Annotated in this window: 26 protein-coding genes and 1 riboswitch; of the genes, 18 read left to right on the top strand and 8 right to left on the bottom strand. The window is 51.5% G+C overall.

Annotated elements, in window-relative coordinates; all coding sequences use genetic code 11:
* Positions 1–10 precede the first annotated feature (10 nt).
* From DFQ01_RS09520 to DFQ01_RS09565, 11 genes are all read left to right on the top strand, one after another.
* Positions 11–436, top strand: coding sequence for a VOC family protein (locus tag DFQ01_RS09520; RefSeq protein WP_174812922.1), 426 nt, complete (start codon positions 11–13; stop codon positions 434–436).
* Positions 437–442: 6 nt separating this feature from the next.
* Positions 443–1,201 carry a sigma-70 family RNA polymerase sigma factor gene (locus DFQ01_RS09525; protein WP_110043660.1) on the top strand — a complete coding sequence of 253 codons (759 nt, stop codon included), beginning with the start codon at positions 443–445 and terminating at the stop codon, positions 1,199–1,201.
* A 25-nt stretch (positions 1,202–1,226) separates the two neighbouring features.
* Complete coding sequence (locus DFQ01_RS09530) at positions 1,227–1,583, top strand: VOC family protein (RefSeq protein WP_110043661.1); 357 nt, start codon at positions 1,227–1,229, stop codon at positions 1,581–1,583.
* Positions 1,584–1,745: 162 nt separating this feature from the next.
* Positions 1,746–1,835, top strand: a riboswitch (cyclic di-GMP riboswitch).
* Positions 1,836–1,954: 119 nt separating this feature from the next.
* Positions 1,955–2,851, top strand: coding sequence for a hypothetical protein (locus DFQ01_RS09535; RefSeq protein ID WP_110043662.1), 897 nt, complete (start codon positions 1,955–1,957; stop codon positions 2,849–2,851).
* A 182-nt stretch (positions 2,852–3,033) separates the two neighbouring features.
* Positions 3,034–5,229 (top strand): family 2 glycosyl transferase, encoded by a 2,196-nt coding sequence (locus DFQ01_RS09540; protein WP_110043663.1) that lies wholly within the window; start codon positions 3,034–3,036, stop codon positions 5,227–5,229.
* A 10-nt stretch (positions 5,230–5,239) separates the two neighbouring features.
* Complete coding sequence (locus DFQ01_RS09545) at positions 5,240–8,341, top strand: hypothetical protein (protein ID WP_110043664.1); 3,102 nt, start codon at positions 5,240–5,242, stop codon at positions 8,339–8,341.
* 25 nt (positions 8,342–8,366) lie between these two features.
* On the top strand, positions 8,367–9,419 hold the full coding sequence (locus DFQ01_RS09550; RefSeq protein ID WP_110043665.1) for a HEAT repeat domain-containing protein: 1,053 nt from the start codon (positions 8,367–8,369) through the stop codon (positions 9,417–9,419).
* 81 nt (positions 9,420–9,500) lie between these two features.
* The gene (locus tag DFQ01_RS09555; RefSeq protein ID WP_245946596.1) at positions 9,501–10,871 is read left to right on the top strand and encodes a glycosyltransferase family 2 protein; all 1,371 of its coding nucleotides are present in this window, start codon (positions 9,501–9,503) and stop codon (positions 10,869–10,871) included.
* Positions 10,872–11,006: 135 nt separating this feature from the next.
* Positions 11,007–11,135 (top strand): hypothetical protein, encoded by a 129-nt coding sequence (locus DFQ01_RS31870; protein ID WP_281271997.1) that lies wholly within the window; start codon positions 11,007–11,009, stop codon positions 11,133–11,135.
* Positions 11,136–11,195: 60 nt separating this feature from the next.
* Positions 11,196–11,879 (top strand): HAD family hydrolase, encoded by a 684-nt coding sequence (locus tag DFQ01_RS09560; protein ID WP_110043667.1) that lies wholly within the window; start codon positions 11,196–11,198, stop codon positions 11,877–11,879.
* A gap of 126 nt (positions 11,880–12,005) precedes the next feature.
* Positions 12,006–13,001, top strand: a complete 996-nt coding sequence (locus DFQ01_RS09565; protein ID WP_174812923.1) for a sigma-70 family RNA polymerase sigma factor — start codon at positions 12,006–12,008, stop codon at positions 12,999–13,001.
* Between the two features lie 12 nt (positions 13,002–13,013).
* On the opposite strand, the gene DFQ01_RS09570 is transcribed toward DFQ01_RS09565, so the two are convergent.
* From DFQ01_RS09570 to DFQ01_RS09580, 3 genes are all read right to left on the bottom strand, one after another.
* The gene (locus tag DFQ01_RS09570; RefSeq protein WP_245946597.1) at positions 13,014–13,742 is read right to left on the bottom strand and encodes a DUF4386 domain-containing protein; all 729 of its coding nucleotides are present in this window, start codon (positions 13,740–13,742) and stop codon (positions 13,014–13,016) included.
* Positions 13,743–13,807: 65 nt separating this feature from the next.
* Positions 13,808–14,032, bottom strand: a complete 225-nt coding sequence (locus DFQ01_RS09575) for a helix-turn-helix transcriptional regulator (RefSeq protein ID WP_110043669.1) — start codon at positions 14,030–14,032, stop codon at positions 13,808–13,810.
* Position 14,033: 1 nt separating this feature from the next.
* Entirely contained in the window at positions 14,034–14,480 is a 447-nt protein-coding gene (locus DFQ01_RS09580) for a hypothetical protein (RefSeq protein WP_110043670.1), read from the bottom strand.
* A 315-nt stretch (positions 14,481–14,795) separates the two neighbouring features.
* On the opposite strand from DFQ01_RS09580, the gene DFQ01_RS09585 reads away from it, so the two are divergent.
* Positions 14,796–15,980, top strand: coding sequence for a GGDEF domain-containing protein (locus DFQ01_RS09585; protein ID WP_174812924.1), 1,185 nt, complete (start codon positions 14,796–14,798; stop codon positions 15,978–15,980).
* Between the two features lie 107 nt (positions 15,981–16,087).
* On the opposite strand, the gene DFQ01_RS31040 is transcribed toward DFQ01_RS09585, so the two are convergent.
* The 3 genes from DFQ01_RS31040 to DFQ01_RS09610 all read right to left on the bottom strand — a co-directional run bounded on the left by DFQ01_RS31040 (position 16,088) and on the right by DFQ01_RS09610 (position 19,800).
* Positions 16,088–16,444, bottom strand: coding sequence for a hypothetical protein (locus tag DFQ01_RS31040; protein WP_174812761.1), 357 nt, complete (start codon positions 16,442–16,444; stop codon positions 16,088–16,090).
* Positions 16,428–18,662: a DUF7948 domain-containing protein gene (locus DFQ01_RS31875; protein ID WP_281271998.1), complete on the bottom strand. Its 2,235-nt coding sequence runs from the start codon at positions 18,660–18,662 to the stop codon at positions 16,428–16,430. The genes DFQ01_RS31040 and DFQ01_RS31875 overlap by 17 nt, the downstream gene beginning before the upstream one ends.
* A gap of 124 nt (positions 18,663–18,786) precedes the next feature.
* A complete protein-coding gene (locus tag DFQ01_RS09610) occupies positions 18,787–19,800 on the bottom strand; it encodes a zinc-dependent alcohol dehydrogenase family protein (protein ID WP_110043672.1) in 1,014 nt (337 codons plus the stop codon).
* A gap of 118 nt (positions 19,801–19,918) precedes the next feature.
* Between DFQ01_RS09610 and DFQ01_RS09615 the strand changes: the two genes are divergently transcribed.
* Positions 19,919–20,284 (top strand): winged helix-turn-helix transcriptional regulator, encoded by a 366-nt coding sequence (locus tag DFQ01_RS09615; protein WP_110043673.1) that lies wholly within the window; start codon positions 19,919–19,921, stop codon positions 20,282–20,284.
* Between the two features lie 185 nt (positions 20,285–20,469).
* Positions 20,470–21,114 (top strand): prolyl hydroxylase family protein, encoded by a 645-nt coding sequence (locus tag DFQ01_RS09620; RefSeq protein ID WP_110043674.1) that lies wholly within the window; start codon positions 20,470–20,472, stop codon positions 21,112–21,114.
* 20 nt (positions 21,115–21,134) lie between these two features.
* On the opposite strand, the gene DFQ01_RS09625 is transcribed toward DFQ01_RS09620, so the two are convergent.
* Complete coding sequence (locus DFQ01_RS09625; protein ID WP_174812925.1) at positions 21,135–22,673, bottom strand: MFS transporter; 1,539 nt, start codon at positions 22,671–22,673, stop codon at positions 21,135–21,137.
* 112 nt (positions 22,674–22,785) lie between these two features.
* On the opposite strand from DFQ01_RS09625, the gene DFQ01_RS09630 reads away from it, so the two are divergent.
* A complete protein-coding gene (locus DFQ01_RS09630) occupies positions 22,786–23,745 on the top strand; it encodes a helix-turn-helix transcriptional regulator (protein ID WP_110043676.1) in 960 nt (319 codons plus the stop codon).
* Positions 23,746–23,786: 41 nt separating this feature from the next.
* Here the strand turns inward: DFQ01_RS09630 and DFQ01_RS09635 are convergent, their stop codons facing one another.
* On the bottom strand, positions 23,787–24,305 hold the full coding sequence (locus DFQ01_RS09635) for an HPP family protein (RefSeq protein ID WP_219993695.1): 519 nt from the start codon (positions 24,303–24,305) through the stop codon (positions 23,787–23,789).
* A gap of 118 nt (positions 24,306–24,423) precedes the next feature.
* Here DFQ01_RS09635 and DFQ01_RS09640 point away from each other — a divergent pair, with 118 nt between their 5' ends.
* From DFQ01_RS09640 to DFQ01_RS09650, 3 genes are all read left to right on the top strand, one after another.
* Positions 24,424–25,293, top strand: coding sequence for a LysR family transcriptional regulator (locus DFQ01_RS09640; protein ID WP_174812926.1), 870 nt, complete (start codon positions 24,424–24,426; stop codon positions 25,291–25,293).
* A gap of 56 nt (positions 25,294–25,349) precedes the next feature.
* On the top strand, positions 25,350–25,814 hold the full coding sequence (locus DFQ01_RS09645; RefSeq protein ID WP_110043678.1) for a DinB family protein: 465 nt from the start codon (positions 25,350–25,352) through the stop codon (positions 25,812–25,814).
* A gap of 179 nt (positions 25,815–25,993) precedes the next feature.
* Positions 25,994–26,428, top strand: coding sequence for a MarR family winged helix-turn-helix transcriptional regulator (locus DFQ01_RS09650; RefSeq protein WP_110043679.1), 435 nt, complete (start codon positions 25,994–25,996; stop codon positions 26,426–26,428).
* Positions 26,429–26,487 lie beyond the last annotated feature (59 nt).

The raw sequence follows: 26,487 nt of genomic DNA on the forward strand, positions 1-26,487 counted from the left end.
GGATTATTCCATGAGAAGAGTTATTAGCAAGGTAAGCGGCATCTTCATTCCAGTCACCGATATGCGCCGATCGGCGGATTGGTACATAAGTGTATTTGATCTGGAAGTCATTGATGATGGTGAATGCTGTACCGGACTGGCATTTCCGAATGAGGCAACCATACTGAACCTGTGGAAGGTTGATCGTGCGCAGCCCACGCATTTTGAAGCGAGTGATGGCATGCGCATCCCTTATTACAACTTCGAATCGTTCGACATTGGGGCATCCCATGCTGCGCTGCAGGCGAAGGGGATTGAAGTGACGGCCATTCAAGAGGACGCGGAAGGGGTTCGCTACTTCGACTGTATCGATCCGGATGGCAACGCGCTTGGTTTCATCGAGGAGCTGCCTCACTCGCCTTACTATCCGCACAAACAAAAGTATCGTCGGGACTAGTTCAGCATGACAATGGCCGCGGAAGGTGAATTTGAGAAGCTGACGACGCCATTCCGTGTCGAGCTGCTGCGCTACTGCCGCAAGCTGACAGGGACGGAATGGGACGGTGAGGATTTGTACCAGGAGGTCATGCTGAAGGCTTTTCGCCGCTATCAGCGCTGGCCGGAGCGGGAGTTGACGAAGCCGTATCTGTACCGCATGGCAGCGAATGCTTGGTTCGATATCTGTCGTCGTCGGCGAATCGCATTCTATCCGGAGCTGCTGGAGGAGCAGTTGAGCATTCCGTACGAGGAATGGAGCCGCTTCGATGTTCGCGAGTCGTTAGAGCTGTTGATGGACCGGCTGGAGCCAAGGCAGGTCGTGCTCGTGCTGCTGACGGATGTGTTCGGCTTCTCGCCCACAGAGGCGGGGCAGGCGCTGGGGCAACCGATCACTGCAATTAAGGCTGCTCTGCATCGGGCCCGTTCCCGTCTGAAGAAGGCGGCGGATCGGCAGCTTCACCGATTTGAGGAAGAGGACTTTGCGGCGGCACCGTCTGCTGCCGACACGGATTCGAAGGCGCATGCTGCGTTATTCGAATCATTCGTGACAGCGTTTCGAGAAGCTGACGCGGATTCGTTGTTCCAGACCTATCGGGCGCTGACGGTTAACCGATCGGCTGTTGAACGTGTCGTGCTGCTGCGCGGACAGGCTTGGTTTTATTTTAAAGATCCGGACGGTAACCTGCTCATGCTCACAACACCGTATACGAGACAATCCATGTGAAGGAAAGGGAGAAAGGGAGATCCTAATGAAAGCACTAGTTCAAAAGCGTATTGTCGGCAATTTTGTTTATGCGAACGATTTGGAGAAGACAAGTCAATGGTATTGCGAGAACCTGGGATTTACGCTTGGGGTGCATGATTTCAGCAACTTCGTAGAACTGACGATTGACGGCGATTATGTGCTTCATTTGTTGAAAACGGATAACGAAGTGCCAGCGGTACGGGCATCGTTCAGCTTCGGCACGGACGATATTAAGGAGACGCACCGATTGCTGTTGGCGCGCGGCGTCGAGGTGCAGCCATTGGAGCGCTACAGCGACCATAAGTCATTCACCCTTAAGGATTGCGTCGGCAATCCGCTAATGATCAGCCAATTCGACTAGCTGGCGGGCAGCACGCAGAGGAGCGAGAGATCTTCTATTCTTAATAAAAAAAAGTAGACTCGTGTCATAATATGGATGGACAAGTCGATTGGTTTACAATATGATAGGAACAAAGCAAGCTTCTCGTTGATCGCGGTAGAGCGGACGACACGTTAAGAAGCTTCACGATAATGGCAAACCTGTCGATAAGGCAGGGACGCAAAACTACAGGGCCTAAGGGTGATCACTCACCTATGGCAGCCAGTTACCGAACGAAGCGTGTCTCAAGTGACGTTGCAATCACTGCACCCTTTTATTGTGCGTATCCAGCACAGTTCGGTAACCATCCGGACTGTGCTTTTTATTTTCACGATAGAAGAGGGGAAGCAGCAATGAGAAAATTCATCACGATCTTAACCTTAGCATTCATCTGCTGCACAATCTTCCCGGTCGCTGCTCAAGCGAAGCAGAAGACCACCTATATGGACCAAACGAATATTACGACTTGGCTCTGGGATGCTGCGAAGATTAAGACACAGCCCGAGCAGATTATTCGTAATTTGACGGATCGCAAAGTAGACACGTTGCTGCTGCAAGTGGATGCAGCTGTTAATACGCAAGCTTATCGCACATTCATCGGGCTGGCACATGCCAGCGGCATTCAAGTGCATGCACTCGATGGCGCTCCTCAGTGGGCGGCGGCAGGGGGCGAGGCGCTTCAGGACACTTTCCTGAACTGGCTGACGGCCTACCAGTCGGCTGCATCGGCAACCGAGAAATTCGATGGCATTCACTTGGACGTTGAGCCATACGACCTAGATAACTACGAGAGCGAACAGAATCAGATTCTGACCGCGTATCAAACGATGATGGTGCGGTTCGAGAAGCAGAGCGCACAAGCAGGCTTAACATTCGGCATCGATATTCCATTCTGGTTTTACGGCGTGTTGTATGACAACCAATATGGCAAGGGCAATATAGCGGAGTGGTTGTGTCAGCATGTGAAGAACATAGCAATCATGGCTTACCGCGATACTGCGGAAGGTGCAGACGGCATCATTAGCATCGCGGCGAAAGAGATGAAGCTGTTTCAAACCTATGGTGTCAAAGGCACCATTGCGGTTGAGACGGGCCGTCTCTCTGCGGCGAATGATTTTGTAACCTTCTATGAGGAAAGTAAAGCTTATATGGACGGCCAGCTGCAGACGGTGTATCAGCAATATCAGAGCCATCCGGCCTTTGCCGGTATTGCGATTCACTATTACGATAGTTGGATTCAAATGAAATAGATAGGTCGATAGTCACGCAAATAAACTTTGCCCAATGGGCAAAGTTTATTTGCATTATTTGGTATATTATTTGCACTTTTCACCAACTGCCTGAAATGCAATCGGTTTACAGCGGCAACTTAGATTGACAGTAGTTCGATGTGCCTATAATATGAGGACTTATTAGGAGGTTATCCTTGAAAATGTCGAAGAATAAAACGATTCTGCTTGTCATATTGTCAATTGTGGTCGTAGGTGGAGCATGTTTTGTCGGTTATAATCGTTTGTTTTCGAACAAAGAAACGAATGAACAAGCAGACGCTCCGAAGTTGAACGGAGTCCAGTATATTAGCAAAACGGATGCTCAGTCGTTCTATGTTATGGAAGGGAATGACTGGAAGGAGATGTTCGTGAAAGGCGTGAACATCGGAGCCGGCAAACCAGGTGCTTTTCCAGGAGAAGTTGCCATTACATACGATGAATATTACAGGTGGTTCGGTTATATCTCCGAGATGAACGCCAACACAATCAGGGTGTACACGACACAACGTCCGCAGTTCTACAACGCGCTGAGTGACTTCAATCAAGCGGCGGAGAAAGCAGGCAAGCCGCCTATTTACGTCATTCATGGCGTATGGGTGAATGAGGAAGACGTGCTTACCATCGATGATGCTTTCGGAAGCGACGACAAGATTCTGGATGACGTCGTTAAGAGTGGCGAAGAAATTGTCGATATTATACACGGTAACGCTTATCTGCCTGTACATAAAGGCTATGCAGACGGCGCATATACAACGGATATTTCCAAGTACGTTGTCGGTTGGATACTTGGGATTGAATGGGACCCTTCCTTCGTCGTGGGGACGAATGATAACAACCCGCAGCGCAATCATTATGAGGGTCAATATTTGTACACCGAGGGCGCATCGCCATTCGAAGCTTTCCTAGCCGAGCTTGGAGACCAGATCATCGGATACGAGACGAAGAACTACAACATGCAGCGGCCTGTCGCCTTTTCCAACTGGGTCACCACCGACCCGCTCACGCATCCGAACGAGCCTTATAAGAACGAAGACCTTGTGGAAGTGAACGTCGAGCATGTGAAGCCGCATGATACGTTTAAACCAGGTATGTTCGTTTCCTATCACGTATATCCTTACTACCCAGATTCCTTCAGCTATCAGACCGATTATATTGCTTATAAAGACGAAGATGGCAAGCCTAACCCGTACCGGGCCTATCTAGAAGACATAAAGAAAGTACACACGATGCCGATCGTAATCTCAGAGTTCGGTATTCCTGCATCCCGCGGCAAGGCGCATGAGAACAAGATTACAGGCTATAACCAAGGCTATATTGATGAGAAAACGCAGGGCGACATGATCGTGCACATGATGAATGATATTCATGATGCCAATCTGGCCGGTGGTTTAGTGTTCGCTTGGCAGGACGAGTGGTTTAAGCGGACATGGAACAACAGCGATTTGGATTTACCGGATTCAAGACCGTACTGGTCCAATCCTCAGACGAACGAGCAGCATTTTGGCTTGTTGGCGTTTGATCCAGGAGCGGATACAACGATACGAAGCGTAGATGGCAACGTGGACGACTGGAATGGCGATCAGCCGATTTATTCGCAGGACGGACTCGATTTGTACGTCGCAAGTGATGAAGCTTACCTTTATCTCCGTGTCGATGCCGATAATTACGACTTCAATCAAGATACCTTGCTAATCCCATTCGATACGATCGATGGCCAAGGTAATGATGCTTTGAAGCAATATGGTACAACGTTTAGCAGACAAGCTGATTTTGTTCTGAAAGTCCACGGACAGACGGATTCTCATCTGTTGGTTGATGCTTATTACGATAACTATTATTTCCGATACGGCATTCTGACGAAGCTGATCGAGAAGAACGCGGCGTTCCAACAGAAGAACTCAGGCATCTTCAATCCGATACGGCTTGCTCTGAACAAAAGTGAAATTCAGGTCCCAGGTACAGACGAGCAGATGCCGTTCAATGACTATGAGACGGGCTTGCTTACGTACGGCAATGCGAATCCGGACAGCAAGGACTATTATTCATTGAGCGACTTCTACTATGATCAGGGCCACCTGGAGATTCGTATTCCATGGCAGCTGCTTAATGTGATGGACCCCGCGAAGCGGATGGTCATCGATGATATGTATGCGCGCGGCAAAATTTCAGCGACGAAGGTAGATGCCTTCCATATCGGTGCCGAGCTAGTGAAGAACGGGGCAGTACAAGGGCAGCAAAATGTACCGATGGAACCCTACAGCTGGGACGAGTGGGAGATGCCAACCTTCCATGAACGTTTGAAACCGTCCTATTACGTCGTGCAACAGGGATTTCTCAACGTAGAAGCTAGAAAATGAGGACGATATTATGAGTATTCGTAAAATAAAAATTCGTTATATCGCAGCCGCACTGGTGCTCGCAGCTATAGCCGCCCCCTTCGTCATATGGAAGCTGGGGGTGGGCCGGGAGATGGATATCGTTGTACTGAACAAGACGTTCCCTGCCGAGACGGATGCATCCGGCACTATTAAGAAGTTGGATTATGGCAAGCAAAGCGGACTGTTCTGGGTGATGAAAAGCCTTGGAATCACGAATCCTACTACGAATAAAACGTACAATGGGCACGCCGATTATTATGGTAATTTCTTATCGGACGGAAAGCTGGTCAACAAGCCGCTTGGCAAGCTGACGACGGTGCCGGACGTTATTTTCTTATCGGATATGTACGGAACCGGCGACTCGAGAGCAAATGGCGTAGAAGATCCGGGTATCTCGGGTATGACGAAGGAAGAGGTTGGCGTTGTTGCGACGAGTTATGAGCGTGGGACAACGGTCATCGGTGAGTACAACATCGCTGGAGATCCGACCAAGGCGAGCGTAGCGAAGGAGCTGGAAGGCATATTCGGCGTAACCTTCACGGGGATGGCCGGCAAGTTCTTCTCCGACCTGACTTCGACCGCCGACGTTCCGAACTGGATTCGAGCCACCTATGAGAAGCAGTACGGCAAGAAGTGGGATCTATCGGGAGCGGGCATCGTCATCGCTGGCAACGACCGCATCGTCGTATTGCAGCGCAACGTCGGCTATACCGGATCGACGCTGCGTATTGAGATGGATGATACGAATGAGAAGGACTATAATACGAAGCCGGTTGATTACTACAACTGGTTCGAGCTTGTAACGCCAACAGACGAGAAGTCTGTTATCGCGTGGTACGATCTGGACTTAACGGATGAAGGTGCAAACCAGCTGAAGCCATTTGGTCTTGAGCATCGTTTCCCTGCTATTATCGCTAATCATCAAGACGGCAAGCATGCCTATTATTTGGCGGGAGATTTCACAGACTACCGGGGGCCGAGCAAAATCAGTCAGTTTATCGGGGCTTCCACGCTCTATCGCTACTTCAGTGTGAATAGTGAAGGAGACCTTACGTACTTCTACTGGCATTTCTATGTACCTTTTATGTCGAAAGTATTGAAAGATGTGGAAGTACCAGAACAGCGAGTGGCCTTTGAGGCGGAGACCGCAATTGCAAGCGACGGTACGAAGCTGGTGTCGAAGATTTCGGATCAGCAGGTTGAGATTTATTATAATGATGCGTGGAACAAAACATATCTAAAAGGCGTCAATATAGGTGCAACGATTCCTGGCAGCTCGGCGGGTAATCTGCCAGACGATCCGAGCTTCTACCGTGACTGGCTGGAGAAGATTGCAGCTATGAACGCGAACACGATTCGTGTGTATACGCTAATGCCACCGGCGTTCTATCGTGCGCTCGACGGTTATAACAACAGCAACCCGGATAAGAAGCTCTATCTGCTTCAAAATATCGGGCTGCAGCAGACGCCGCCAAATGGTGATTTCACGAATGCGGAGTACACAGCTTCCTTGCAGCAGTCGCTCGAAACGACCATCAACGCGATTCACGGCAATGCCGTTGTCGCGAAGGAAGGAGCATCCGATTCTGATTCCTACATGAATGATGTCTCGGGCTTCGTCATCGGCTATCTGTTTGATCCCGATCTTACACCAGCATCCGTTATAGCAACGAATGCGAGCAAGGGATCGATCAGCGAGGAAGGCAAGTACGTTCAGGCCAGCAGCGGTGCATCGCGCACGGAGGCATGGCTGGCGGCAGGTGCGGATCAGATTATTCGGTATGAGCAGACGAGCTATAACATGATTCACCCCGTTGGTGTTGTGAGCAGCCCGCAGGTGGACAGCCGTTACTATGCGATGTTTGGTCCTGCAGACTCGAAGGATGCACAGGGTGTTATCCAGTACGAGCACATTGTAGGGGAATCGGAAGCGGGCGGCGTGTTCGGCGCATTGAATCTATTCCCGAACGAAGAAGGCTTTACCGATCATAAGCAGGCCAATAACGCCTATGCAGATTTCCAGACTTACTTGAATGCTTTTGTGCAGGAGCATGACCATTATCCGGTATTGGTTACGGAGTTTGGTCTGCCAACAGGTGTAAGCAGCACAGAAGCCGCGCAAGGGGAAGGCATCGTATCCATGCTGAATACGATCAAGGAGAGCGGCGCAATGGGCAGCTTGATCTACGAATGGGCTGACGAGTGGGGAAGCAGCAGCACGAGTACATCACGGATGATTCCTTACAGCAGAGGCACCATGTGGCACAATATAACGGAACCAGCTCAGAACTATGGCATTATGGCGCTTGAGTCGAAGCAGTCATCGGAATACGCAATGACGCTGCGTGGTGCAAAGCCATTGAATACGTTAGCGCTTAATGCCGATGAAACTTACTTGTATATCAAGGCGGATTTCAGCAGCCTGCCGGATTTGACCAAGAAGGGTCTTCATATCTATTTGGATACAATTGACCGGAGGAGCGGCGCATACAAGCTGTCGTCCGATGGAAGCGAGAACTGGTCCGGAGCTGAGTTCGATCTGAACGTTCAAAGTTCAGACAAGGCGGAGCTGCTCGTTATTCCAAGCTACAATGCAAGCAAAGGTTCCTATTATACCTCGCTCTATCTGACAGGCACATATGAGCGCATGTTGACAGAGCTTTCTCCGGCCTTTAAGAGCCAGATGGGCAAAACGATCGATGCGCAATATGAGGATGCTTCATCCTTGCAGCCAGGGCCGTTCACAAGCAGCACGAACAACTTTAACATTACGGGCAATACGGTCAATATCCGTATCCCATGGATAAGATTGAACTTCACCGATCCTTCCAGCATGCTCGTGCTTGATGACGATAAGCACACAGCGATTTCAACGGATCAGAAGGATGCCCTTACCGTGCGGATGACGGACGGGATCATCGCATCGCTCGTTATTATCGATAAGCAAACGGACACGGTTGACTATCACTTCCCAGAGAGCGCAACGTCCATTGGATACAAAACTTTTGCATGGAATACGTGGGATGTTCCTCAATATGAGCAGCGTGCTAAGTCGAGCTATGACTTGATCCAGGCAGCTTTTGCGGAGTAACCAGTATAGGAGGGAGGACTCACATATGACGAATACAGCAATGCTATTGCTCTGGATTTCGTTAGGACTGTCGATTGTTTTCTTTCTCGCGATTGTTGGTACATGGATCTACTCGTACTACATGAAGCGAACAACGGAGAAAACAAATGAAGCGCTGGAACAGATGCTTGGCACTGTCTTTGCCCTTGAAGGGTATGAACAAAATATTGTTATTTCACGCAAGCTGCTTGGTTATGTACGGAACAGCTGGTTAAGAAGAGAACTGCTCATGAAGAAGCTGGTCGAATTTGCGGACAGACTGCCTGAAGAGAAGCAGAGGCGTGTAGGTCGGATCGTTGAAGAAACAGAGATTCACGCTTACTTGGCTCGCCTGCTGTCATCGAGCAGCCCGTTCAATCACGCGCTCGCTTGCCGGTATATTGGAGATTTCCGGGTCTCCTCACTGCGAGAGGAAATGCTGAAGCTTAAGGACAGCCGCAGCAACGACGTTCTGTACAACATGCTGCTGGCGCTCGCGAAGCTCGGTGACGTAGAAGGGTTGTCCGCGATTCTGAGTGCCAACTCCAGTCACATTAACTTATCTTTCCGGGCAGTTGTCGAGGTGGTAACCGCGTTCAAGGGCTCTAAGGTAAAGCTGATTGAGCAGACAATCGACCACTGCGATGACTATATGAGAGGCATTCTGATCAAAGCGGCAGCCGATGAAGGCCACCCGAGCCTAACGCCAGTTTATGTGAAGTACTCGAGCAGCGATAACAAGAACCTGCGTATTGCCTGCATCCGCGCGATTGCAGAGACGAAGGACAGCGAGAACGAATCGCATTTGATCGGCATGCTTGAGGACTCAGAATGGGAAGTCCGTGCGGCCGCAGCGAAGGGCTTGGAGCAAATCGGTACAGATAAAAGCATTCCTTCCCTAGGGGAAGCCGTTAAGGATAAAGAATGGTGGGTTAGACAAAATGCAGCCAGCTCGCTGGTAGCATTGCCAGGTGGCAGAAAGTACGCGGAGTCGATTATTAAAGGTGAAGATCGATTCGCAAGCGAGGCAATCGTTGGTGTCCTGGAGATGTCGTCTTAGTCGGCTTCACCATAACCGGGAGAGTAGGTAACGGAGATGTATATATTTTGGAAATTCATATTGTACTTTAGCAGCTTTTGCATGATCTACACCATTGCGATTAATCTGTTCTACAACGGTCAAATGCTCGTATCGGTCTTCGATTTGTTCTCATACTTAAGAAAAATGAAATCTTCGGACTATAAACGGTACATCGGCTCGAAAAACATGATTCCGATCTCGATCATCGTTCCTGCGTACAACGAAGAGAAAACGATTGTCGATAATATTAAGTCGCTGCTTGCGCTGGACTATTACGAATACGAGATTATTGTCGTCAATGACGGCTCCAAGGACAGCACGCGGGATAAGATTATTGAAGAGTTCGGGCTGACGCTGGTGAATCAACCGGTGAAGAGGAGCGTACAGACGAAGGACATTAGAGGCATTTATCGCAGTCCGCAGTACGAACGTATCATTCTTGTCGATAAGGAGAACGGCGGCAAGGCCGATGCATTGAATGCAGGGATCAACGTTTCTTCGTATCCGATCTTTGCGAGCATTGATGCGGACTCCATTCTTGAGAATGAAGCACTCATTAAGCTGACGATGATATTCGTAGAGCATCCGGAGACGGTTGCGGTTGGCGGTATCGTAAGGCTTGCGAACGGCTCGATCATTAAAGACGGCAAGCTGATCGATATGCGTATTCCGAAGAGCCGAATTGCCTCGTTCCAGATCGTCGAATATTTGCGAGCATTCCTGACAGGCCGGACTAGCCTTAGCCGCTTGAACTCGATCCTTATTATCTCGGGCGCATTCGGCGCGTTCAACAAGAGTGCGGTTATCGAGGTAGGCGGGTACAAGGCGAATACGATCGGCGAAGACATGGACATTATTATTAAGCTGCATGAGAAAATGAAGCGTGAGAAGCGCAAGTATAAAATCAAGTTCCTTGCCGACCCGATCTGCTGGACGCAGGCGCCAGAATCGCTTAATGACCTGCGCGTGCAGCGCAGACGGTGGCAGATTGGCCTCTTCGACAACCTGATCGCTTACCGCGGCATGTTGTTCCGCAAGAAATATGGCGCTGTCGGCCTGCTGACGCTGCCTTATTACTGGCTGTTCGAATTGTTTGGCCCCGTGGTCGAGTTTCTAGGCTACATCTTCATCCCGATGGCGTACCTGTTCGGCTTGCTGGAATTCAACACCTTCCTCATCTACTTCATCGTAGCGTTCCTGCTCGGTACAGCCCTGTCGATGGGCAGTATTCTGCTGGAGCAGATTTCATTCCGCAAGTACACGTCGTTCAAGGATATTATGCGACTCGTGTTGTTCGCGCTGCTGGAGAACCTCGGTTACCGTCAGCTGACGATTTTGTTCCGTATCGAGGGCATTCTGAAATTTAGAAAAGGCCGCCACGCTTGGGGCAGCATTAAGCGTAAGCAGTTCGTGTCTACAGAATCCAAATAAGACTGAATACACCGCCTTCTGGGTCACAGCCCTGGGCGGTGTATTTTTCTTATAGGGCGCTTATTTGGAGAAGAAGGAGAAGTGGGGCAGTTGCAGCGAATACGCTCATAGAAACTGTTCAAGGAGGTAAGGCCGATGGGCGTAAACCAGCCTGCTCTCCGTTTCTGGCGTGACGTCGTTGGTACGTACACCGGCGGTGAGTTTACGGAAGTTTATCGAGAAGATCGAGATAAATACATACAGTCGTTTAGTACGAAGGGGTGATTATCTTACGTTTGCATGTTACACTCGTCATAATATTTTTCATGAAAGTGGTGAGCATCTATGGTGACGATTGTACTGTGGGACCTCGATGGGACCATTCAAGATAGCGAAACACTTGGGCTGGCAGGTACACGGCATGGATTTGAGCAGGTGCTTGGCAGGATTCCTACAGAGGAGGAGTACGCACAGCTGATGGGACGGCCGGTACCGGTCGTCTATCGGGAATGGTTCGAGGAGGAGCTGGTGCAGCAGATCCTGGCGGCTGGAAATGAGTATTACCTTGAGCGGGAGGACGAGATTATTTGTTACTCCGGCGTACCGGAGATGCTTGCGGTATTGAAGCAGCGCGGGTATCGTATGGGCATTGTAACGTCCAAGCCGCTGGTATATGCGTTAGGTGAGCTGAAGGCGAAAGGGCTCGATGGCTTGTTCGAGGTCATGGTTGCCCAAGAGGATACGGACCGCCATAAGCCGCATCCTGACCCGCTATTGGAAGCGGTACGCCGATTGAATGCCGCCCCGGAGGAATGCGTTTATATCGGCGATCAGCCATCCGACATTCGAGCTGCGCATGCTGCACAGATGCGCAGCATTGCGGCACTATGGGGTGAGGGTACCTTGGAGCGAGTGGCACCGACTGACCCGACGCGGGTTGCGTATGAGCCAATGGACATTGTGAAGCTTATGGATGAACTTTCAAATTGTCTAGAAACCAGCGATACGTTGGTTGTTAAGAAACTGTAATTGAACTTATAGATTTTTATGAAGCAATCCATCGCTGCACAAGCGATGGATTTTTTTATTTTCTCCAATAAAAATGAATGGTTTTGTATTTATTTTCCGTCTATGTTTATAGAAGGGGGGGATGAAGTGACTGATCAACAACATATAGAGCTTGTTCGCAAATCCTCATATGGTGACCGTGAAGCATTCGCGGAAGTCGTGCGGACTTATTCGAACTTTATTTACGGTGTTGCCTTCAATATGCTGGGCGACTTTCATCTGGCACAAGACATCGCACAAGAAACATTCGTCAAAGCATGGTTCAAGCTCGACCAGCTGCAGGAGCACGACAAGTTCGGGAGCTGGATCATCAGTATCGCAAGGCGGCTCTGTCAGGATCAGCTTCGCGGCCGCAAGGTTGTAGAGATGCCGATTATAGAAGCAGATACAATCGCGGACCGATCAACCTTGGACGACATGGTTAATCGAAGATCCGATGCCGAGGCGGTACGCAAGGCGCTTGCGAGCTTAGATGACAAATACCGAACGACAACATGGCTGTATTATATAAGTGGATTAAATACAAGAGAAATTAGCAGACTGCTCGACATACCGGTTGGCACAATCGACAGCCGACTGAGGCGGGCGAAACAAATATTAAGAACGGAGCTGATTGAATTGGTTGAACATACGGCGCAGAGCAATAAGCTTGGTGAACCATTCGTCAATAAAGTACGGGCTAGAATTAAAAACGCGCTGCAGGTTCGCCTCGTGTCCGATCTGGATAAAGCGAAGGAATACTATACGAATGTGTTAGGTTTTACGATTGACGATTGGGGACATACCGAGCGTGAGGGGGTTGGCTTCATCCTTCAGCAGGCAGAGAAACCGGAGCATGTCCGGCCGAACGCGAAGCCATCACCTATGACTTATCCCGCCGATTGGTCGGGCCCGCCTACCGCTTGGGATACGTACGCCTATTCCGACTTTAATGGTGTTCAATCGCTGTACGAGGAATTCCGAGACAAAGGGGCCATTATCGCATATGACCCCATTGTCGAGGACATGGGCAGCATGCAGTGGAGAGAGTTTGCTGTCCGAGATTTGGACGGCTACGTCATTGTGTTTGGTGGCGGGAGCTAGACCGCTTCGCTATTACAGAGCGCTAGTCGTACCGTTATTAGGCGTAAATAGACGATTGAGCCGAGACTCGTTGAATCCGCGAGCGAGAAGGATAACGGCCAGCGCCATTTCATTCGCCGCAACAGGCAGTGACAGCAGTCCGCCCCAGACGGATACCTGCTCGAACACGCCGAACATTTCGAACAAGGCTGCAGCAAGGACGAGTGCTCCGCCGGTCATCCCGAGGATCGACAGGAAGCGGGGCACCAGCCCGCTGCGGTAGAAAATGTAGCTGTACATCATTGTGTTAATACCGAGCATGAAGTTAGGGCCGAGCAGGAAGGTCCAGTCGTGGATGGCGATTAACAGGGTACCAGAAGCGTGATAGAAGCTGAGATCGGGAGAGGCTGCCGCCGTGAAATCACGACTTAACGTTAAGAGGGAGAGGATACTGACGATTCCGACCGTAATGATGACCGCCTCGAGAAAACGAAAGCATAGATGCCCGAGTGCGATTCTTTCGCTGTACCTGCGTAGTACCGGATACATCGTTACAGCCGTCCCGACGGCCGAAACGACGAGAATAAGCTCCATAATCGCGCCCCAAATGATCTGGTTATCATGCTTGGCACCCTCGCTCAAATAGTCTGTACCGTTCAAGATTGGATCATATAACAAGAGACCAAAAATGGACGATATAGCCGCAACAATGAACAAAACCCCCGTAAGCTTAGCTGATCTACGTGTAGCTTGCAGATTCATTCTTCTTCTCCCCCTTCATATGTTCCGAAACGATTCATTCCGTCGAATGTGTGTGATTCTACGTTCTACTTCTTCGCGTTTTCCTCATAGTAGAAAATGCTCTCGATCGGTAAGCTGAACGCCCGGGCGATTCGGAAAGCCAGCTCCAGAGACGGCGAGTAATTGCCTTTCTCCAGCGCGACAATCGTTTGTCTAGTTACGCCTACCTTGTCAGCCAGCTGCTGCTGGGTCATTTCGTCGTGGTCGAATCGTAGTCTGCGGATATGGTTGCCGACAAGATTATTACGCATATCAGATGCCTCTCCTATAGTGATAAAGTTTCGTGATGGAGCCGCTGACGTCAGCAAGGAAGCCTGCAGCGATCAGAATGTCGAACATGATGTACAGAGGCTGCTCTAGAACGAGCGAACCCATCGCGCACAGGAAGCCGAGGATGAACAGCAGGAAGGACGTCCGATGTGCTCGCAGCTCAATGATGCGGTCCAGCTCATCCGTGAACCCTGGCTCCTTCTCTCCGGTCGTCATGCGGTAGATGATGTTGAACACGATGCTAATGACGATGTGAGCAATGATGGAGATAAGCATCAAAACGAGGACAAAAGCGCCCCAGTAGTGCAGCAATTCCGACAGCTCAGCCCCTTGTTCAGGGTAGCGCGGATACATGTACAGGCAGTAGGCTGCAAATATAAGGATCGTGCTTATGAGTGTGACGATGCTTCTCTTCTCTTGATAGGTCAAATGAAACACCTCCTTTGGTTTTCTTCAATGTTAATTCCTGCATACAAAATGTATAGTAAAGCAATCCTTGTGTCAAGTCAACTTTACACAAATGGGTTCAATACCGCAAATAGAGGTGGACACATCCAAGTCTTCAGCCATTGGGGGAGGACCGTTCATTCTACATTCGGCTAAGAACAAGGCTGCGACTTGAACGGTTAACGGATTGCTTTTAGCAAATATTATCGAATAAAAAAAAGTCATGTCATGTCGAATTGGTAGGCCATTTATACTATAATCAGATTAATTACTATTTTCTACAAGATGGTGCTGGTTATGTCCATAGTTATGGATGCTAGAACGGTATTTGCAACGTTGTTAGTCGGCTATTTGATAGCCTTGGTGCTTACGTTAGCTTTCTGGAATGGCAGCATGAAGCTTGTGACGCTCAGAGTCTACCTTGGGGCCAAAGGCATGCAGGCGGCCGCCTTGTTCCTGCTGGCGCTGCGCGGCTCGATTCCGGGCATCTTGTCCATATTGCTCGCCAACAGTGTACTCTTCATTGTGTATACGCTGGAGATTTGTGTACTGCTTCATTTGCAGAAGATATTGACGATGAGAATGAGACGGCAGTATGTGTTTCTTGCGCTTGGCAGCATTGTCGGATTTCTCTTCATCTACCTGTTCAACAACCATGAAGAGTCTCGAATTGCGTATGCCTCTTTGCTGCTCGCTATTATATTTCTGCCGGCCTACCGGCTCGTAGTCGCTCGTAAAGCAAGCGTTCTTGCCCGCATAATGGGAGCGCTCTATCTTTCTGTCGGGGTATGGATGCTTGTTCGGGCAAGTGCTGCTGCGCTTAACTACGACTGGGCAAGCTATTATCGACCTAATGAATATCAGCTTCCGGGCCTGCTTATGTCATTCCTTGTCATAGTAGTTGGTCATACTGGCGTCGTTCTCCTCGTAAAGGAGCAATCGACGAAGGAGCTGATTCGCCTTGCGAATCAGGATGATCTTACAGGTGCGCTGAACCGTCGAACGTTTTCGATCCGGGCGGAGCGTCAACTGGCGCGTTGCGCCAAAATGCGTAAGCCGTTGTCTTACCTGCTTTTCGATGTGGATCGCTTTAAGACGATCAACGATACCTACGGTCATTATGTAGGCGATCAGGTGCTTCAGCATCTCGCTTCGAGGGTGCGTCAGCACTTAGGTACAGAGGATATGCTCGTTCGCTACGGAGGCGACGAGTTCGGTATTCTATTGCCGGGTTTGGATGAACAGGCTTCTGAATTGTTCGCGGAGCAAATCATTGGAGAGTTCAAAATCGTAGAAGATCGCCTTCCGCCTGCTCCTTACTCGATTAGTGTAGGCGTGTTAACGATTGTTCCTGATTCAACAACGAAGCTGGAGAGCCTGTACATTACATGCGATGAAGCGCTATACGCCGCTAAGCGGGATGGAAGGAATCGCGTCATTCGAGTCCGGCAGGAGCGGATGGCAGCTGTACCGGTAGAATAAGGCCAGAACAGGTCTATCGTTTTTGTGCAAAATAGTACGGGATACTTCCTGCGATCTTAACGATCTGCGACGAAGTATCCCGTATTTTTTAATCCAATGGCCGTTAACTACTCCTCGCCTTCCTCGATCGTTATGATCGTATGGTTCGTAATGTCGCCAAGCGAAGAGGTGAGCGTCGTGCTCAGAATCGTACGTTCTACGAGCGGAATGAGAGGGGCGCGAAGCCGGAAGAGAATGGTATCGATCTGACCCGGTTGGTTGGTACCTAGATCCAGCACATCATGCAGATGTGTCAAATGAGGTCGGTCACTGACATGCAGCGAGCCCACCACAAATTCAAACCCAGTTGGGAGCACGTGCCTGAACTGCTTGACGATCGGAATAGCAGCGACGTTCTGGACCTTGACGGTAACGAGAACCTCGCCCCCCGGCTGAACAATAGTTGGATTAACCGTAATGTTCACGACTGGCGGGCTTGGCGGAGGCGATCCCGTTGGTCCCGTTACACCTGTCGGACCTGTAGAACCCGTTGGTCCCGTCTCCCCCCGTTGATCCAGTCGGTCCAGTCGGGCCTGTTGGCCCCGGCGTTCCGAATTTCAGAATAAAACCTTTTTGCGGCCGTATGCCGTTCTTTAGATTAGACGGGAAATTCGTAGACGAACTGTAACCCCCGATGAGTGCCTGACCAAGCGCATTCACGCTAATGCTCTCGCCTGTATCGGAGGAGGAACCGCCATAATAGGTGGAGTAGATCAGGTCCGTTCCCGTAAGACTCACGATAGTGAAGAAGACATTTTGCGATCCGACCCGCTTACTCTGCACGGCACCAGGCGTTGTCGGGAAATCCGTTGAGGAGGTCGCACCCGTGATATAAGCGGCGTGGGACTTGTCAACGGCAATTCCGTACCCAGCATCGAACGAGGCGCCACCCAGATAGGTGGAGTAGACAAGCTCAGAACCGGTCTTATTTAGTTTGGTTACGAAGCTGTTTGTGCTAGCAGGGCTCGTCGTCAAGAAAGCAGATGAGGTAGTAGGAAAGTTAGTCGAAGTCGTATATCCAGTAACGTAAGCATTGCCCAAGTCATCGATTGCTATATCCGATATCGTATCACTCTGATTGCCGCCTAAGTAAGTGGCATAGAGGAGTGCAGATCCTTCCGGGTTAAGCTGGGCGATGAAACCATCGTAATTGCCTGAATAAGTCGTAGAGAAGGCGCCCGCCGTAACCGGAAAATTATTCGAGGCTGTCTCTCCGCCTACATAGGCATGACCCAGCGAGTTGACGGCAATGCCGTTGGCAGAATTGTAGGAGCTTCCGCCAAGGTAGGTAGAGTAGAGGAAATCGCTGCCGCTTGCATTGATTTTGGACACATAGCTGTCTGCGCCGGCTGCATTAATAACCGTTCGAAGCGCTCCGGTTGTTGTAGGAAAGTCAGCCGAGCTCGTGTCTCCGGTCAGATAGGCATTGCCTTCGGAATCGACCGCGATGTCGGATACACCGTTGGAGCCTGAACCGCCGAACACAGCCGAATAGATTAATTCGCTGCCGCTGGCGTTTAGTTTGGACAGATAGATTCGGACGCCACCTGTCGACGGATTGCTGATGGCGCCGGGTGTAATTGGGAAATCCAGACTGTACGTCGATCCTGTCACATAGGCGTTGCCGTCCTGATCAATCGCAATGCTGGAGTTGTAGTCGTCCCGCGTGCCACCAAGATACGTGGCATAGACGAGGTTGTCTCCTTTAGGTGTCATCTTGAAGACGAAAGCATCGTACACACCGCCGAATGTTGTCTGATAAGCACCCGGCGTCACTGGAAAGTCCGAGCCACTCGTATATCCTGAACCATAGGCATAGCCTTCCGAGTCGATGGCAACGGATCGAACATAGTTAAAATAGCCGTTCATTGCACCAATTACCTTGGAATACAGCAGCATCGGATCGATGGTTAGTGGCAGGCTTGGATTATAGCTATCCATGAGTGCATATCCGAATCGCTTGGCAGCAGCATCGATAATCCGATAGCAGCATGATATTTCCTGCTGCTTGCCATCTACCCTCTGGTAGCTGAGCGGAATGCTCTCCCGTATGGTCTGAAGCGAAGTATGAATCTCAAGCCCACCCTGCTGGTCAATGAACAGCCCGTCAGCACCCTCGTATTCGAACTGGACCTGCTGAATATCAGCGCCCGGATGGAGGAGAACATCGTATTTGAACCCATGCTCCCCTTCATAGAAAATAAGATCGACACCTGGCCACAAACCGCGATAAGCGAGCTTATAGTATGGCTTCAGATTGGAAAACCACTGATCACGTGTGCCGCCCTTCAAGTAGTTGCGGCTGCCGTCAGCCTCTTCAAGCAGCTCCAGCTTCGCGGCAGGATTGGCATTAACATAACGCAAATTGAGGCGGATCTGGTACATGAGCTTGTTATTGGAAGCAGTCGGCCGATTCGTATTCGGCTGACCGTAGAACATAAGCTCAGCGCGATCACTTGCGAAGTTCGCCTTCATCCGCTTGCCGTCTGCCGAATAAACAATGCCTCGTGCGAGGTCTGCGGTATCGAAAGCGTTCATGAATACGAGCGGCATCCCATTTAGCTTCTGGCGCATGGCCTCGCGCTGTTGTATTTCAACAGGGGGATTCACTTCACGACCATCCTCCTTTTCCCTCATAGACATAGAATCAGCACTTAGAAGTGCAATAATATTGTCTATGTGGAATCGGCTTGTACTTATGAGTAGGAGAAGAGCTTGCATGCCAAGACGAAAGGCCATTTCGGATGAAATGTCCCTTCACTCACGTTTAGAATACGATGGTCACCTTCCCGAAGGCGGAGCCCTGCGCCATATAGCGTAAGGCATTATGTGCTTGAGCGAGAGGGAACGTACGATCAATGACCGGACGTAGTAGGTGCTGCTCGATAACGAGATTCATACGCTCGAACATTTCTCTACTGCCAACATTGATCGCCTGCAGTTTTGCTTTCCGAATGATAGCAGGGACCACGTTGAAGCCCTCTACTACCGCTCCGGACAGCAGGCCAACGATGCTAATCTGGCCGCCGACCTTCAGTGCTGCCAATGAGTGATTGAGCGTAGCACGGCCGCCAAGATCGACGATATGATCGGCACCTCGGCCATCTGTGCAGGCAAGTACAGCTTGTTCCCAATCTGGATTCGTTCGATAGTTGATGCCATAGTCGGCACCTAATGCCTTCGCGCGCTCCAGCTTCTCATCGCTGCTTGATGTGACGATGACACGAGCGCCATACAGCTTGGCGAATTGCAGCGCGAATAAGGAGACGCCGCCTGTTCCTTGTACAACGGCTGTATCGCCTGCCTTAATCTTTCCTTCCTCGATCAACGCTTGCCAAGCTGTGACGGCAGCGCAAGGCAGTGTCGACGCTTCTTCATCGGTCAAATGTTCAGGTACTCGGACAAGCCCTTGCTCCGGCAGGACGACATACTCGGCGAGCAGCCCATCCAGCGGACTGCCTAGCGTCGACACCCAGTTCTCCTGTGTGGGCTCTCCTGTAGTCCAGCTCTGGGTAAAAATAGCGCTCACCCGTTCTCCAACGTTGAACTTGGAAGCGTGCTCCCCTCGTGCAATGATCTCGCCAACGCCATCCGAGATTGGAATAAGCGGCTCGGTACGATTAGGTTCATAGAAGCCTTCGATGACGCCAATATCTCGTGCATTCAACGAGACAGCTTTCATTCGAATGAGCACCTCACCGGGGCCGGGGGATGGAATGGGGCGGTCCTCCTCCTGTACATGATCAAGTCCAAATCCGCCGCGCAGGACATAGGCTTTCATACGTGACACGCTCCTTCACTTGAGATAGACACATTGTAGTACCGGTGCTAAAATTTAGTAAGTCGGCACTTTAAAGTGGGTTGCGAACGTTAAGGTTCGTACGAAAGGAGACGCAGCCATGAGAAGCAAGCCGGATATCTCCCTCGAAGCATGCACCTACAGCCATGTGCTGGAGATCATATCGAACAAATGGACGGCGCTAGCCATCTATGCGATGGAGGATGGGGAAATTCGTTACGGTGAAATGATGCGGCGCATTGAAGGCATTTCACAGAAAATGCTGACACAGACGCTGAAGCGGCTGGAGCGTGATGGCATCGTCAACCGTAAGCTTACCCCGGCGGTACCTCCTACTACCGAATACTCGCTTACTCCGCTCGGCGAGTCGCTTCTTCCCCTTATGACCGCGCTCAAGGTGTGGGCTGATCAGCATCTAGACACCGTAAAGCAGGCAAGATCCAGCTATGATAGCCTCAAGTCTTAACCCGACGCAGCACGACACCCTCGAACGTCTTACCTAATATCTACCTACAACAGCAGTACCGTCTAGTTTCCATCACGACAACTTCATAGGACAACACGTTCTTGCGTAAGTCGGTAACCGCAGCATCAACTGACAGCATAGCGATTCTATACCATTCATCATATTACCTCGTGGAGGATGAAACGATGGTCGTTAAAGAGCAGTCGATTGTTCATGTGACAGGGAACACCATGACGATGACAGACAGGCCGATCCGAGTTGTCGGCAAGCTCGAGGAACCGCTTATTCTGATACTCGAGAACGTGTTAAGCAGTGAGGAATGTGATGCTTTAATCGCACTGGCCAGTGATCGGATGCAGCGTTCCCGAATTGGAAGCACGCCTACCGTCAGCGATATTCGGACGAGCAGCAGCATGTTTTTCGAGGAAGGGGAGAACGAGTGGATTCAGACGATTGAGGCTAGGCTGTCAGCGCTTATGCAGGTACCGTTAAGGAATGCTGAGCCGCTGCAGGTGCTGCATTATCGGCCTGGTGAGCAGTATCAGCCGCACTATGACTATTTCACCTCGGGAGCTGTCGCCAACAATCGGATCAGCACACTGGTCATGTATTTGAACGATGTGGAGGAAGGCGGGGAGACCTACTTTCCTTCGCTTCAGCTGTCGGTTGCGCCGAAGAAGGGGAGCGCCGTTTACTTTGAATATTTCTACAGTGATAACCGTCTAAATGAACGGACCCTGCATGCAGGCACTCCCGTAGTGATCGGGGAGAAATGGGTTGCGACGCAGTGGATGCGCAGGCAGCCGTTTCGTGAACGGAACGGAGCTTAATCTAGACGAGAAACCACAACCTACGCGGTTGTGGTTTCTTTGTGTTTGGCCTCGGCATGGACTAGCTTCTGCTCGGTTGCTCGGTACACCCGCCGGAAGAGCAAAGCGGAGACGAGCTGCATCGCTGCGGCAAAATAAAACGGCGGCACATAATAACCTTCGTCGACGAAATGGACGAATGCCCCCGGCCATAAGACGGCCGTCAGTCGTACCGCGATGATGTTCACGCGGGAGAGGAAGTCGCGCTTGCGGCGGCCGCGCTCCTCCATCATTAGCGCCGTACGGTTGCCGCGTGTTCCGAGATTACAGGCAGTGCAGCCGATCTCGATTAGTGCGGCTAGCCAGAAGGCGCTCACCCATGGCAGGACGAGCAGCAGCAAGATGGCGACAATCTGCAGGCTGATGATCGTTCGCAGTGTCGCTTCGCGGCCTGTGCCGCCGCTCGTTATCCGTGCCAGCAATGCAGCAGTCAAATAAGAGACACCCATGACGAGGCCGATAACGCCGGAGGATGCACCGAACCGCTCCGCAAACCAATAGGCGGTCACCGTACTGGTGAGCGTAGCAGTCACACTGCTCAAACTGCTGGCAAGCATGCGAAGCTGATCACTTCGATAGGCGGCCTGCTGGTCGGTTGTCGGTCGGCGAAGAACCTGGTAGTTAGCTGCTGCGATCAGCAGGACGAACAGAGCCGCTGGAGTGATCAGTTGGGCTTCGGTTGAACCTGTATGCCGGAGCCAGCTGAGGAGGAAGAAGATTGCAGTAAGGCCAGTCAGGCCGATTAATGACCGCCGCCATATGTAGTTGCGACGAGCAGTGACGGGTGCGTCTGATGAGATGGCTGAATCAGGCTTGCTTACTGCTGTATCTGCAGACAAATCGGATTGCGGCGCAGACGTATTTGGCTTTGAATATGCAGTACTTGATGGCTTCCGCGCACCGCCCTGTATACGCCAAATGCAGACGATGCAGCCAGCTGTTATGATCGCAACGATTGCGTACAACAACCGAAAGCTGGCCGTGCCCTCGAATGCCCCGTGCAGCCGATCGGGGATGCAGGCGAGCAGCGCGCCAGCGCCAAGCCCAGCATAGCTGTAGAGCGCGTTTCGGCCGTAGAGAGCCTTCGCTTTGGCTGCGTCTTTGACATAGGCGCCGAGCCAGGCGCGCTCAATGGGAGCGGCCGGCCCACCGGAGCCGGAGTGACCGCTGCCTAGTCCGGCTGCTGTAACTGCCGCGGCAACCAGCCATGGCACTGAGGTGATGACCATGACAATAGATGCTGCTAGTGTAATTACCTCGAAGAGCAGCAGGCTGTGTTTAGCCCCCAGACGCGCGCTCAGCGCGCCGCCGAACAGAGCGAAGACGATGCGGAGGAGGCTGGAGGCGGCAATAACGGCCCCAATTGAAGCGCCGCTCCAGCCAAGCTCGCGCAGGTAGAGGCTGGTAATCGTTAACGCCGCGCCTTGTCCGATGCTGCGAAGCAGTGTCACAGCCTGCAGCAGCCGAATGACGCGCCGCGGATCTTTCGTTTGGCGTGTGCCAGCGTCAGCAGCTTTCAAGATGATCCCTCTTTCAAACGGTGCAATGGAATTGTAAGCTATAGTAGCACGGACTCCCTGACATCTATTGTCAGGGAGTCGCGAAGAGCGGATAAGAGAGGAAGCGATCGTGATGCGCGCGGATCGGCTTATATCGATCATTATGCGTCTGCAGCAAGCGGGTCGGATGACCGCGAAGGAGCTGGCGGAGCTTCTGGAGGTGTCAGAGCGGACGATCTACCGTGACATGGATGTATTAAGCGGTATGGGCGTACCCGTCCAATCCGAGGGCGGTCTCGGCGGTGGCTTTACGCTGCCTGCTACTTACCGGACGAAGGTGGACGGATTGCATACACCGGAGATTCATGCATTGTTCCTGCAAATGAACGAGCAACCGTTCAAGCAGCTCGGTATTGATCACGTGCTGCGCTCGGCGCTGCTCAAGCTGCTTGGAAGCCTATCGAATCAGCATCGGGAGGATGTCGACTGGATTCGCAATCGGGTGTTCATCGATATGGGAAGCTGGCGTAAGCAGACTAAGCATGGACAAGAGGATGGTAAGCTTCAGCTCATTCGGCAAGCGGTGTGGGAGCAGCGGCGGGTTCATTTGACCTATACGAATCGATTGAATACGACAGTCACCCTCTCATTGGACAGCTATGGCCTTGTACTGAAGGCTGGGATTTGGTTCGTAGTGGGCAGCTCAGAGGATATCATCCGAGCGCTGCGGGTGTCGAACATTCAGGCGATTGAACCGACGAATATAACATTCGAGCGGCCAGAGTCGTTCCGGTTAGAGTCGTATTGGGAGCAGTGGCTGACAGCGTATCAGCGGAGGCAGTTTCCTTATGTTGTGGAGGCTGAACTGCTCGAGGAGGATGCGTCGGCACGTATATCCCGATATGGCGGAGTTTTGTTTCGAGTGTCGGAGGAGGCGGGGGTTAGGCGCGCGGAGATTGGGTTTGAGAGTGAGGAGACGGCTGTCCGTGCGACGCTAGCACTGGCGGGTCTTATACAGGTGAGAGCGCCCTTGGCGATAGGGGCCCGAATTCGAGAAGCGATTGAGCAGTTGCAAGCGAGTTACAATCATTAGAAGGCTGCGACATGTGTCGCAGCCTTCTTTTTGCACGCATCTTACACACTTGAACTTGTCTTCACCACAGCTGGCTTAGCCGCGACTGTTGCTGTCGAGGCTGCTTGCTGCTGCTGAGCGCGAAGCTTGAGAAGCTGACGGTATACAGCGGCTAATCCGACTAGAATAACAGCTCCGGCGAGAACGGGTGTGAACAGGAACGACCAGCCGGCGCCTGCCAGAATGACGACGATCGGGTCGGCACCTGCTGGTGGATGGAGAGTGCCCGTTAGCTGCATCAAGTAGACCGATAGGGCGACCGCGATAGCCAACGTCCACATATGATTGCCGAAAGCATGATACACAATGAGACCGGTCAAGGCGCTGATCGCATGGCCGCCAATGACGTTGCGAGGTCTAGCGAGCGGGCTGTCTGGAAGAGCAAACACAATGACGCAAGAGGCGCCAAATGGTGCCATCAGCATCATTAGGTCAGTCGTGTGCTCGAAAGCGAGTAGAACAAGTACAGCTATAAGTGCCCCGACAGCGGGGAAGAGGGGACGAAGAAAACGGACGAACATCGATAAGTCTCTCCTTTACGTTGAACTGTTCTCAATGTTAGCATGTGAATAACGATTTGAAAAATGAATAAATCCGATGTCTGGTATTTCAGAATCGAATGCCAAGGAGGAGTACGCCATGTTGAGCGAATGGGATGGACGCTCGATTCGTACGTTTCAGGCGGTGATGGAAGAGCGGAGCTTCAGTCGAGCGGCGGACAAATTGGGCTATGTGCAGTCAACCGTCACGACCCATATCGCCCAGCTGGAGAAGGCAAGCGGCAGGAGGTTGTTCGATCGGCTCCCGCGCGGCGTGGAGCCGACGGACGCAGGGATGGCCCTTGCGCGATTCGCGGAGCAGTTCGCCGCGCTTAGTCAGGCACTTGCAGACGAACTTCAGCGAACCGAGCATCCAAGTGGCGTGCTCCGAATTCGTGCGCTCGAATCGTATTGCGTCGCCAGACTGCCTCGCATACTCGCGCAGTATGCAGAGCGTTATGAAGCGGTAGAGCTGCAGCTCTCAACCGGCTTCATGAACGATATTTGTGAACGGGTGCTGGATGGACGGGATGAGCTCGGGATCGTACCACGCGACCCGATGCACGAGGGTTTGATTTTTACACCGATCGTGCAGGAGCAAATGGTGTGGGTGTCGGCAACAACTGATAGAGCGAATCGTTCGCGGAAGCGGGCGTACATCAGCTACGGCAATCAATGTTACTACCATGGCGTCGGCGAGCAGCTGCTGCGGGAGGCGGGGTATACGGAGATGGCGCATTTGCGTTATCCAAGCGTTGAGCTGATCAAGCGAATGGTGCAGTCCGGGTACGGTATCTCGCTTCTGCCTCTTGTGAATGTAACGGATGAGATAAGAGCGGGACAGCTCATTAAACTCGCGCTGCCGGTGCCTGAACCGATCGAGCACGGCTTCATTCAGCTGCGCGGCAAACAGCTCCGACCCGCTGCAATAGCTTTCATAGAGATGGTCTGTTCGGGGCTTGTCGCTTAGCGTTATTCCGTTATAATAACCAGTAATTGGGTTATTCAGAACTGGGAGGGATACTGTTGAAAACGATCAAGCGAATGTTCGAGCATCAGATGTGGGCCGACCGTCGGCTGGTGGACGCGGTACGACAAAGTGGAGGCGGCAGTCAGGAGCTGCTGCGGCTATTCCGCCATGTGGAGATCGCAGAGCAGGTATGGATTACCCGGCTGAACGGCAGGTCGACGGCTCATCTTCAGCTGTGGGCGGATGATGCAGACTTGGATTCGATCGAAGCGCTCCTTGCAAGCAATGAGCAGCAGTATCGCACATACTTAGCGGAGCTGACCGAAGAACAGCTGGATGCCGATCTGACGTATGCGAACCAGAGCGGAGTGGAGTTCCGGACGCCGATCCGTGATATTTTGACCCATGTTGCCCTGCACGGCCAGTATCATCGCGGTCAAATTAACCGGATGCTGAGGGAGGCTGGAGGAGAACCTCGCCCGCTCGACTATATTGTATTTGCACGGGAATGGGACTTATAATCGTCGCCTGTGCTTGGTGAACGGAGCGAACCCTCTTTGCGCTGTTGCAGCGTAAGGGGGGCTTTTGATTTGGGGGCGAGAGGAATGGCTATAATAAGTTTGCCTATTGACAGCTGGAAACGACGCCCTTATATTTGTTGTACATACAAAATACGATTGTTCGAAAAGAGGCCACGACAATGAGCGGACCGGATGAAAGCTTCCTTACCAACTGTTTGTTCTTTACTGCGAATCGGCTGAGCCGCACGATTACGAAGCTCGCAGAGGATGCGTTCGCCCCGACGGGACTGACGCCGATGTACGGCTATTTGATTCGGCTGGTCGTTGGCACGCCGGGCATCTCGCAGAAAGAGCTGGCAGAGAAGCTGGCGGTGACGCCGTCCACGCTGACTCGATTTGTCGATAAGCTGGAGCTGAAGAAGTTAGTCGAGCGGAAGGTGCAGGGCAAGACGGTACTCGTATACCCGACTGCTAAAGGCGAGGGAATGGTAGAGACGATTAAAGCAGCTTCCCGAGATTTGCGCAATCGTTACGAAGAGGTACTTGGGAAGGAGTTTGCGGATGAAATTTCGAGACAGTTGGTGTTCTCGAGCGGGCAGTTGGAGAAGCAGTGAGCTTTTCCTTGCGAGATAATCATTGTATGTACAAACAAAATATGATAGAGGGTGAGTGA

This window comes from Paenibacillus cellulosilyticus, from assembly GCF_003182255.1.
Classification (GTDB): Bacteria; Bacillota; Bacilli; order Paenibacillales; family Paenibacillaceae; genus Paenibacillus_T; species Paenibacillus_T cellulosilyticus.

Excerpts from the sequence above, each read along its gene's own strand:
- DFQ01_RS09520 (WP_174812922.1), top strand. The coding sequence starts at position 11 with ATGAGAAGAGTTATTAGCAAGGTAAGCGGCATCTTCATTCCAGTCACC.
- DFQ01_RS09525 (WP_110043660.1), top strand. The coding sequence starts at position 443 with ATGACAATGGCCGCGGAAGGTGAATTTGAGAAGCTGACGACGCCATTC.
- DFQ01_RS09530 (WP_110043661.1), top strand. The coding sequence starts at position 1,227 with ATGAAAGCACTAGTTCAAAAGCGTATTGTCGGCAATTTTGTTTATGCG.
- DFQ01_RS09535 (WP_110043662.1), top strand. The coding sequence starts at position 1,955 with ATGAGAAAATTCATCACGATCTTAACCTTAGCATTCATCTGCTGCACA.
- DFQ01_RS09540 (WP_110043663.1), top strand. The coding sequence starts at position 3,034 with ATGTCGAAGAATAAAACGATTCTGCTTGTCATATTGTCAATTGTGGTC.
- DFQ01_RS09545 (WP_110043664.1), top strand. The coding sequence starts at position 5,240 with ATGAGTATTCGTAAAATAAAAATTCGTTATATCGCAGCCGCACTGGTG.
- DFQ01_RS09550 (WP_110043665.1), top strand. The coding sequence starts at position 8,367 with ATGACGAATACAGCAATGCTATTGCTCTGGATTTCGTTAGGACTGTCG.
- DFQ01_RS09555 (WP_245946596.1), top strand. The coding sequence starts at position 9,501 with ATGATCTACACCATTGCGATTAATCTGTTCTACAACGGTCAAATGCTC.
- DFQ01_RS31870 (WP_281271997.1), top strand. The coding sequence starts at position 11,007 with ATGGGCGTAAACCAGCCTGCTCTCCGTTTCTGGCGTGACGTCGTTGGT.
- DFQ01_RS09560 (WP_110043667.1), top strand. The coding sequence starts at position 11,196 with ATGGTGACGATTGTACTGTGGGACCTCGATGGGACCATTCAAGATAGC.
- DFQ01_RS09570 (WP_245946597.1), bottom strand. The coding sequence starts at position 13,742 with ATGAATCTGCAAGCTACACGTAGATCAGCTAAGCTTACGGGGGTTTTG.
- DFQ01_RS09575 (WP_110043669.1), bottom strand. The coding sequence starts at position 14,032 with ATGCGTAATAATCTTGTCGGCAACCATATCCGCAGACTACGATTCGAC.
- DFQ01_RS09585 (WP_174812924.1), top strand. The coding sequence starts at position 14,796 with ATGTCCATAGTTATGGATGCTAGAACGGTATTTGCAACGTTGTTAGTC.
- DFQ01_RS31875 (WP_281271998.1), bottom strand. The coding sequence starts at position 18,662 with ATGTCTATGAGGGAAAAGGAGGATGGTCGTGAAGTGAATCCCCCTGTT.
- DFQ01_RS09610 (WP_110043672.1), bottom strand. The coding sequence starts at position 19,800 with ATGAAAGCCTATGTCCTGCGCGGCGGATTTGGACTTGATCATGTACAG.
- DFQ01_RS09615 (WP_110043673.1), top strand. The coding sequence starts at position 19,919 with ATGAGAAGCAAGCCGGATATCTCCCTCGAAGCATGCACCTACAGCCAT.
- DFQ01_RS09620 (WP_110043674.1), top strand. The coding sequence starts at position 20,470 with ATGGTCGTTAAAGAGCAGTCGATTGTTCATGTGACAGGGAACACCATG.
- DFQ01_RS09630 (WP_110043676.1), top strand. The coding sequence starts at position 22,786 with ATGCGCGCGGATCGGCTTATATCGATCATTATGCGTCTGCAGCAAGCG.
- DFQ01_RS09635 (WP_219993695.1), bottom strand. The coding sequence starts at position 24,305 with ATGTTCGTCCGTTTTCTTCGTCCCCTCTTCCCCGCTGTCGGGGCACTT.
- DFQ01_RS09640 (WP_174812926.1), top strand. The coding sequence starts at position 24,424 with ATGTTGAGCGAATGGGATGGACGCTCGATTCGTACGTTTCAGGCGGTG.
- DFQ01_RS09650 (WP_110043679.1), top strand. The coding sequence starts at position 25,994 with ATGAGCGGACCGGATGAAAGCTTCCTTACCAACTGTTTGTTCTTTACT.